The sequence below is a fragment of the Pseudoduganella violacea genome (genome assembly GCF_014191875.1).
Classification (GTDB): domain Bacteria; phylum Pseudomonadota; class Gammaproteobacteria; order Burkholderiales; family Burkholderiaceae_D; genus Rugamonas; species Rugamonas violacea_A.
In genome coordinates this window covers 10,883-20,635 of record NZ_JACHXD010000012.1, presented here as the reverse complement: position 1 = coordinate 20,635, position 9,753 = coordinate 10,883, and the positions used below count along the sequence as shown (strand labels likewise).

At 65.4% G+C, this 9,753-nt stretch carries 2 protein-coding genes; both read right to left on the bottom strand.

What is annotated here, in order from left to right; translation table 11 throughout:
* Nucleotides 1–5: 5 nt before the first annotated feature.
* Nucleotides 6–4,469, bottom strand: a complete 4,464-nt coding sequence (locus FHS03_RS19810; RefSeq protein WP_183442667.1) for a type I polyketide synthase — start codon at nt 4,467–4,469, stop codon at nt 6–8.
* Entirely contained in the window at nt 4,466–9,751 is a 5,286-nt protein-coding gene (locus FHS03_RS19805; protein WP_183442666.1) for a non-ribosomal peptide synthetase, read from the bottom strand. Before FHS03_RS19805 ends, FHS03_RS19810 begins: the two co-directional genes overlap by 4 nt.
* Nucleotides 9,752–9,753 lie beyond the last annotated feature (2 nt).

The window sequence follows — 9,753 nt, the reverse complement described above, 5'->3', positions numbered from 1 at the left end:
AACCTTTACAGCTGTGGGGACACCGTAGCCGCTTCAGCGCGCTCGATGTCTTCTATCATTCGGGTTTCGACCATCACCGCCAGCGCGGCAACCGTCGGATTCTTGAAAAAGCCGGCCGGATGCAGCTCAACGCCATACGCGGTGCGCACCTTGGCCAGCAGCTGAATGGCAAGCAGCGAGTCGCCACCGAGTTCGAACAGATTGTCGTTAGCCCCAAGCGATGCAATGCCGAGGAATTCGCTCCATAGCGCAGCAAGTCCTTCTTCCAGAGGGCCGGCCGGTTCGGCATAGGCCTCGGACAATGCGGGACGCGCATGCCGCTGGCGGCGCGGCACCGGCTCAAGCAACAGGCGATCCGCCAGCTCCATCGATGCGCCGCGCGCCATCTGCCGTTCCAGCCCAATGGTCGATATCAGTACTTGCGGCAGCCGCGGACCGGAGAGTATGCGTTCCAGCAGCGGGCCGGCATCGGCAGCGGCTATGCCTTCGTCGTCCGGCAGTTGCTGCCCCGCCGCCATGCCCAGATCGCGCCAGACATCCCAGTTGACCGAAACCAGCCAGGAACCGCCATTGCTGACGGCGCGCTGCGACAACGCGTCCAGGAAAGCATTCGCGGCACAGTAGTCGGCTTGCGCAAAGCCGCCCGTGACCGCCGTCAGCGAAGAACAGAGCAGAACGAAATCCAGTGCCTCGTTCCTCACTGCATCCAGCAGGACCATGGTCCCCTGCAGTTTCGGCGCAAATACCTTTTCCACGCTGGTGCGCTGCCTGGTTGCGATCAAGCCTCCGCCAGCGATACCGGCAGCGTGGATCACGCCGTTCAAGGAGCCAAACCTGGCGTGGGCAGCGGCGACTGCGGCAGCCATTTGTCCCGCGTCGCCGACATCGGCTTGAACAGCCAGCACTTCGGCGCCCAGCGCCTCCAGTTCCAGCATGACCGGTGCATCGGACGGCAAGGCGCTGCGGTTCGCAAGGACCAGCTTTGCCTGCCACGTCCGCGCCAGATATCGGGCCAGCACCATGCCAACGCCGCCAGCGCCACCCGTGATCAGATACACGCCCTGGCGGCGCAGGCGTTGGCCTGCCGCAATCGGCCGTGGCAACGCTTCGTAGACCTTGAGCCAGCGATGCGGCCCGCGATAAGCCGCCAGCGTCTCACCCTGCGGCGCGTTCATTTCGTCGATTACCTGGCTTACCAGGGCTTGTTCGCCGCCAGCCGCCGGCAGAACAATATCCAGCAGCCTGCAGGAGATGTTCGGGTACTCCTGCGGAATCACCTTGCAGGGACCATACAAGGTCGCCTGCTGCGGATACAGTTGCTCAATGCCGGTGACATCCTCCAGACCATCACCCAGCACAGTAATCGCGGCGGCGCCGACACCGGCACCATCCAGCGCCTGCGCCAAAGCCACCAGGCTATGGAAGCCGCGCTCCAGGGAATCCGGCTGGCCTCCTGAATTCAGCGCCCACATATGGCATACATCAATGGCCATGGCACCTTGCAGCGCATGAAGCACTTGCGCCAGATCGCCCGCATCGCCGGGGCGCACGGCATAGCGGTTGGCCGCGATGCGCTCAAAGCCCGAACCGCGTTCGACCCGAATCACCTCCCGCCCTTGCGCCAGTAGGCGGTCCGCCAGCTTGTCGGCGAAGCTGGTTTCATCGGCCAGCAGTAGTATCGGGGCGCTGCGTACTTCGCCCGTGGAACTCAGGGGCAAGGCGCGCTTCCACACGGGGCGCTGGAACCAGTCGTCCATGCCACGTGCATTCTCCACCTTCGCTGGGGCGGTTTCGGCCCAATACGACTGTCGCTCGAAAGCGTATCCCGGCAAAGCCACGCGCCGCCCGCCGCCGATGCCCAGCGCCGCCGCATCCAGCTCGACACCGGCCACCCAAAGCTGCGCCAGGCAAAGCGCATGCTGCCGCGCGTTCTGGCTGCGCCGCGCCGGATGCGCCTGCGTGGCGAGCACCGGACGTTCCGCCGCCAACATGTGGCGGCGCGCGAGACTACTCAGCGTTTCGCCCGGACCGACTTCCAGCAACAAGCGGTTGGATTTTTCCAGCAAGGTTGTCAGCCCATCAGCAAAACGCACCGCTCCGCGCATATGGCGTAACCAATAGCCTGGATCGCAGGCCTCTTCCGCCTTGATCCAGCTTCCGCTCAGATTGGAAATGAAAGGAATCTTGGGCGCTTGCAGCGTAAGCTTGCGCAGCAAGGCTTCGAATTCGGCCAGCACCGGCTCAACCAGCTTGGAATGGAAGGCGCGGCTGACGTGCAGCCGGCGCGTCCCCATACCTCGTTCAGACAACTGGCGCTCAACTGCTTCCACGGCGGCGAATGGGCCAGCCAGGACGCAGAGGTCGGCCGCGTTGACGGCCGCGATATCGCAGCCGGCATCCCGGCAGAAGGTCAGTTCCGCTTCCGGCAGGCTGACGGCCAGCATGGCGCCTTCGGCGCTCGCCTGCAGCAAGCGCCCGCGTTCGGCAACGATGGCCAGCGCATCTTCCAGCGTAAATACACTGGCCAGACAGGCCGCCACGTACTCGCCGATGCTATGCCCCAGCAACGCATCGGGACGCACACCACGGCTAAGCCACATCTGCGCCATCGCATATTCCAGCACGAACAGCGCCGGTTGGGTATAGGCGGTCTGCTCCAGCTGCGCGGCAGCCTCCTCTTCCTTGCCTTCCGCCGGATACATCAGCTCGCGCAGGTCAAGACCGAGACGATCCTTCAGCAGCACGCAGCAATTGTCCACGGTATCGCGCACCACGCCATTGTTCAGATACAGGTCACGCCCCATATCGACGTGCTGCGCACCCTGGCCAGGGAACAGGAAGGCAATAGCCGGCGCTTCGGCCATAATCTGGCCACGGACCAGCGAGCCGCCGCTTCCGGCCAACACTTGGGCCGCCTGGGTATGATCACGGGCCAGGGCAACGGCGCGGTGCACAAAGTGACGCCGCCCGCAATGCAGTGTGTGAGCGACATCAGCCAAGGCCTGCTCCGCGTGGTGCTCCAAATGGCTTGCCATGCGCGCGATAGTTTCATCCAAAGCAGTGGCGCTGCGCGCCGACAGCAGCAGTAATTGGTCTGTCTGCCCGGTCTGCGTCTGCAGCACCTCTGGCATAGGCGCCTCTTCCAGCACCACATGGGCATTCGTGCCACCCATGCCGAATGAGCTGACGCCAGCGCGGCGTGGTGCGCCAGCCGCCGCCCAGGGACGGGCTTGCGTATTCACGTAAAACGGGCTGGCGGGGAAGTCGATTTGCGGATTCGGCTGCTCAAAATTCAGGCTTGGCGGCAGCGTGCGATGCTTAAGGGCCAGCACTGCTTTAATCAGGCCGGCAACGCCCGCCGCCGCATCCAGATGGCCGATATTGGTCTTCACCGAGCCGATGGCGCAGTAGCCGCTTTTCTGCGTGCTGGCGCGGAAGGCCTGGGTCAAGGCGGCGATTTCCACCGGATCGCCCAAGGCAGTTCCGGTGCCGTGCGCTTCCACATAGCCGATGCTGCCTGCATCCACGCCGGCCATCGCCAGCGCAGACTGGATCACCTCGGCCTGGCCATCGACGCTGGGCGCGCTGTACGCCATCTTGCCCGCGCCGTCGTTATTCAGCGCGGAGCCTTTGATAATGGCGTGAATGGTATCGCCATCGCGCAGCGCCTCGTCCAGCCGCTTGAGCACAACGACGCCCGCGCCGCTGCCGATCACCGTGCCGTCCGCCGCCGCATCGAAAGCGCGGCAATGGCCGTCCACCGACAGAATCGCCCCGGCCTGATGGCGGTAGCCCATCTCCTGCAGGAGGTTGAGCCAGACGCCGCCAGCCAATGCCAGGTCGCTTTCATAGTTCAGCAAGGAGCGGCAAGCCATATGCACTGCCACCAGCGAAGTCGAACACGCCGTCTGCATCGAAACCGCCGGGCCACGCAGATTCAGTTTGTAGGCGATGCGCGTCGCCAGCGATCCCTGGTCATTGCCGTTCATCAGACCAAGCAGGGAAGCAATATCGCTGGCCGCCCAATCCACGCCCGGCAGCAGATTATGCATTAAATATAGATTGCTGCCGCTGCCCGCATACACGCCGGTCAGCGCCGGCGTGGCGCTTCCCGCGTAGCCCGCGTTTTCCAGGGCATGCCAGGCTGTCTCCAGGAATACGCGCTGCTGCGGATCGAGCCGCTCAGCCTCGCGCGGCGAATAGCCGAAGAAGCCGGCGTCGAATTGGTCTACGCCGTCCAGTACCATGCCGGCTTTTACGTAAGCCGGATCGGCGAGCGCGGCGGCGGCCACGCCGCGCGCGCGCAACTGCTCATCGTCGAAGGCGCGCCGCGCTTCCACGCTGTTCAGGATATTGCGCCACAGGGCGTCCACGCTGTCCGCACCGGGAAAGCGCCCAGCCATGCCGACAATAGCGATTTCCACGCCGGTGAATTCCTGCTCCGGCAGGCCTTGGTCCGCGAGATTCATGTCGGAGCTCTTTCCGCTACTGCTTTACGTTGTAAAAATGCGCCGCGCTGGCGCTTTGCGCGCTCATCGACTTCCGCCGTGGAACGTGCCGACGGTGCGGTACTGCCCAGGAAAGCGGCCAGCGCTTCCAGCGTCGGATACTTGAACAGATCGACCACCGTGGGATGCAGGTCCAGCTGCTGCGCCAGACGACGCTGCAACTGCAGCAGCAACAGCGAATTGCCGCCCAGTTCAAAGAAACTGTCGCGCCGGTCCACATTCTCCAGTTCCAGCAGGGCGCACCAGAGCTGGCCCAGTGCCTGTTCCAGCTGGCCTTGGGGCGCCTCGCTGGCGGCGCGGTTCGGCAGCGCCACATCCGGCAGCGCCTTACGGTCCACCTTGCCGTTCGCGCTCAGCGGCAGCGAAGGCAGCACCACAATATGCTGCGGCACCATATAGTCCGGCAGACGCAGCGCGAGACGGGCCTTCAGTTCCGCGCCATCGGCCAGCTTGCCTTCGTGCGCCGACACATAGCCGACCAGGCGCTTGCCGCCCGCGCCGTCGCGCGCCAGCACCACAGCTTCGCGCACTTCCGGCTGCGCCAGCAGCTGTGCCTCGACCTCCCCCAGCTCGATGCGCAGGCCGCGAATCTTCAACTGGTGATCGATGCGGCCCAGGTATTCCAGCTGACCTTCGCCATTCCAGCGCACCAGATCCCCGGTGCGGTACAAGCGGCCGCCGCGCGGATCGAAGGGATCGGCCACGAAGCGCTCGGCGCTCAGACCCGGACGGTGCAGGTAACCCCGCCCGAGTCCCACGCCGCCCAGATACAACTCGCCCGCCACGCCGGCCGGCACCATATTCAGCTCCGCGTCCAGCACATAGGTATGGGTTTCGCTGATCGGACGGCCGATCGGCACCAGGCTTTGGCCATCGTTGCGACAGGCCCAGTGCGTCACGTGGATCGCGGTTTCGGTCGGTCCATACAGATTGTGCAAGCCGGCGCGGCGCAGACGTTCGAAGGTTTCGCGCTGGGTTTCGGCCGGCATGGCTTCGCCGCCGCAGATAATGTGCTTGAGCCGCGTGCTGGCTTCGATGCCCTCGTGCGCCAGGAAAGCTTGCAGCATCGGCGGCACGAAATTGACCGTGGTCACCTGGTGCTGCTGGATCAGCGCCACCAGGCGCGCCGGGTCGCGCTGGTCGCCCGGCAAGGCCAGCGCCAGACGCGCGCCCGTCGTCAATGGCCAGAACTGCTCCCATACCGACACGTCGAAGCCAAAGGCGGCTTTGTGCAGCACCGTGTCGGCGGGCGTCAAGTGGTAAGTCTCCTGCATCCACGCCATGCAGCTGGAGAGGGAACGGTGGCGGTTGGCCGCGCCTTTCGGATTGCCGGTCGAGCCGGAAGTGTAGATCACGTAGGCCAGGTTCTCGCCATGCACCGGCACGGCAGGATTCGCACGGCTCTCGGCGCTGACGTCGACCTGGTCGAGCAGCAGCACCGGCACCGCGGTCAGGGGCAAGCTGGCGCTCAGTGCGCCATGCGTGAGCAGCAGGCTGATGCCGCTGTCCTCGGCCATATAGCGCAGGCGCTCCGCCGGGTAGTCGGTGTCCAGCGGCACGTAGGCGGCACCGGCTTTCAGAATCGCCAGCAAGCCGATCATCATATCCAGCGAACGTTCGACGGCGATGCCGACCCGGCTCTCCAGCCCAACGCCCAGCGCCATCAGGCGGTGCGCAAGACGGTTGGCGCGGACGTTCAGCTCCGCATAGCTGAGGATCTGATCGCCGAACAGCAAAGCTGTCGCATCGGGATGGCACAGCGCATGGCGCTCGAAGCTGCGATGCACCGGCTCCGCGTCGGCATGGCGCACCGGATTGACACCCCACTCTTCGAGATGGATCTGTTCCTGCTGGCTGACCAGACCGACATCGCCCACCGCCCGCCCGCTTTGGTGCGCCAGCGCGTCCAGGATGACCAGATAATCGTCCGCCATGCGGGCGATGGTGGCCGCCTCGAACAGTTCCGCCGCATAGATGAAGCGCACGCCCAATCGGCCGTTGGCCAGCTCCGTGGTTTCCAATGTCAGTTCGAACTGGGCCGCCTGTTCGCGCAGGGCGAAATATTCGGCATCCACCCCGGGCAGTTGCGCCAGCGTGCCGAAGTCGGCGCGCAAATGGTTGAACATGACCTGGAACAGCGGCGTATGGCTCAAGCTGCGTTCCGGCTGCAAGGCATCGACCAACTGCTCAAACGGCAGGTCGGGATGCGATTGCGCCGCCAGCGCCGTTTCGCGCGCGTCGCGCAACACCTCGGCCAGGCTGCGGCGGCCGTGGATTTCGCCGCGCAGCACCTGGGTATTGACGAAGAAGCCGATCAGCCCTTCGGTCTCGATACGCTGGCGGTTGGCGATGGGGATGCCGACGCGGATATCGCCCTGGCCGGTGTAGCGGTGCAGCAGCACCTGGAAGCCCGCCAGCAGCGCCATGAACAGCGTGCCGCCGGCATGATGGGCACATGCATTCAGGGCATCGAGCAGTTGCGGTTCCAGCTCCAGGCGATGGGCGGCGGCCCGGTAGTTCGCCACCGGTGGCCGCGCACGGTCAACCGGCAGTGCCAGCACCGGCTGCTCGCCGCCCAACTGCACCCGCCAATATGCCAATTGGCGCGCTCCGGCCCCCTCTTTCAGCCATTCATGCTGCCATGCCGCGTAATCCGCATACTGCACCGGCAGCGCGGCCAATTCCGCCGTGCCGCCAGCCAGACGGGCGCGATAATGCGCGGCCAGTTCGGCCAGCAGCACCTGCATCGACACCCCATCCGACACAATATGATGCATGACCACCGCCAGAATATGCGTCTCGTCGCCAAGGCGCAGCAGCGCCGCGCGCAGCAGCGGGCCGTGGCAAAGGTCGAATGGACGCGCGTTCAATTCTTCGGCCAACCGCAGCGCCTGCGGCTGGCGCTCATTTTCGGGCAGGCCGCGCAGGTCGAATTCCGACCAGTCCAGCGGCATTCCAGACTGAATCAGCTGCTCGCCCCTGCCATCCACGCCGGCCTGGAACAGGGTGCGCAGCGGCTCATGGCGCACAATCAGGGCATCGAATGCCGCATGCAAGGCAACGCTATCCAGCGCACCGGCGTAGCGCAGCGCGCCACTGACGTGATAGGCGCAACTCTCCGGCGCCATCTGCCACAGGAACCATTGCCTTTGCTGCGCATGCGACAGGGGCAGCGCCTGGCGGCGGCGCTCCGCAGGCAGCGGCACAATCGACCACAGCGCCGCGTTGACGGAACCACCCTGCGGCCGGCCGGCAATCGCAGCCGCCATTGCCGCAAGCTGCGGCCGTTCGAATATCAGCCGCACGGGAAACGCTATATTCCAGCGTTCTTCGATGCGCGCCGCCAATTGCACCGCCGCCAGCGAATTGCCGCCGCTGGCCAGAAAGTGCGCGTCACGCGCGAACACCGCCGCCGCGTCGCGCTTAAGCACTTCGCGCCACAGGACGGCCAGTGCAGCTTCGGCTTCGCTCAGCGGCGTCTGCGCTTCCGCCTCGGCCGGCCCGCCCGAGGCGAACGCGCCAAACTGATAGACCCCATACGCATCCAGCGTGCCGTCCTGCCATCCCTTGCGGCAGGCGCCGCGCTGCAGTTTTCCGCTCGAAGTCTTGGGCAACGCACCGGGATTCAGCAGCACCACGACCGAAGCCGGCTCCCGGCATGCCGCAACAACCGCCTGGCTCAAGGCATCCACCAGCACTGTGACCGGCACCAGTTTTTGCAGGCCGCGCGAAACCTCGACGGCCACGCCCACGCCTTCGCCGCCATCGGGCGTCGCGACCGCAAAGGCGGCCACGCGGCCCTTGCGCGCCGCTTCCACCTCGGCCTCGATGCCGCGCTCGATATCCTGGGGATAGATATTCTGGCCGCGCACAATAATCAAATCCTTGATGCGGCCGGTGATATACAGCTGCCCATCATGCAGAAAGCCCAGGTCGCCCGTACGCAGCCAACGCCGCCCATCCCGTTCGACAAAGGTTTCGGCGCTGGCTTCCTCGCGCCGCCAATAGCCGCCGGCGATGCTTGGACCGCTGGCTTGAATCTCGCCCGCGCATCCCGCCTCCAGCGCGCGCCCCGAGGCGGGATCGATAATCTCCAGCACATGGTCGGGCGCGATCGCGCCGCAAGCGACCAGCATATTGCCGCGGGCATCGGCCTGCGCCCGGCCCTGCGCCAGACTGTCGGCGGAAAAGCCTTGGGCGCATATGCCGCCCGCGCGGCGGCCACCAGTCAGCAGCAGCGTCGCTTCAGCCAGGCCATAGCAGGGGTAGACCGAAGAGCCGGAGAAACCGGCTGGCGCCGCATGCGCGATGAAGTCGCGCAAAGTGTCGTAACGCACCGGTTCCGCGCCGGAGAACGCCAGCCGCCAGCTCGACAAATCGAGCTGCGCGATCTGCTCTTCCCTGACCCGTTCCAGACAAAGCCGGAACGCGAAGTCCGGCCCGCCGCTGATCGTGGCGCGCAGGCGCGCGACAGCCTGCAGCCAGCGCACCGGCCGCTCCAGGAAGAACCTCGGCGTCATCAAACCTACGGGAATGCCGCGATGGAAAGGCTGCAGCAAGCCGCCGATCAAACCCATATCGTGGTACAGCGGCAGCCAGGACACAAAAATATCGCTGTCCCGCACATCCATGGTCGCCTCAATGGCGCGCTCATTCGCCATCAGATTGCCGTGCGTGACCATCACGCCCTTGGGCGTGGAAGTCGAGCCCGAGGTGTACTGCAGAAAAGCGACGTCGCCGCTCAAAGGCTCGCGTTCGGCCCACTCCTCCGCCATGCCGATAGCAATGCTGTCGGCCGCGATCACGGCCGCGCCGCCGAAGGCGCTCATCGCATCGCCCACCATGTCCAGGATCGCGCCTGAGGTCAGGATGCAAGCCGCCTGCGCGTCTTCCGCGATGCCAGCCAGGCGCGCCAGGTGCTGTGGCCGCGCCGATTCGGGCGGAAACACCGGCACGGCGATCAGTCCCGCATACATGCAGGCAAAGAAGCTGACCACATAATGATCGTCGTTATCCAGCAATAGCAGGACGCGTTCGCCGGCACTGAAGCGCTGCTGCAGCTGCGCCGCCAGCGCGCGCACGCGCCGCTCCAGCAGCGCATAGGAAATCGGGGTATCGAGGGCTGCGCCATCCCGTTCGGCCACCACGATCAGGGCGGTGTCGTCGGGGCGCTGCACGGCAAGCGCGCGCAGATGGGCGACAAAATTCTCGGGATAGTGGCGCGCGGGCGACTGATTCGGCATCG

What these genes read in the sequence shown, in the direction of transcription:
- FHS03_RS19810 (WP_183442667.1), bottom strand. Translation starts at nt 4,469, where the DNA reads ATGAATCTCGCGGACCAAGGCCTGCCGGAGCAGGAATTCACCGGCGTG.
- FHS03_RS19805 (WP_183442666.1), bottom strand. Translation starts at nt 9,751, where the DNA reads ATGCCGAATCAGTCGCCCGCGCGCCACTATCCCGAGAATTTTGTCGCC.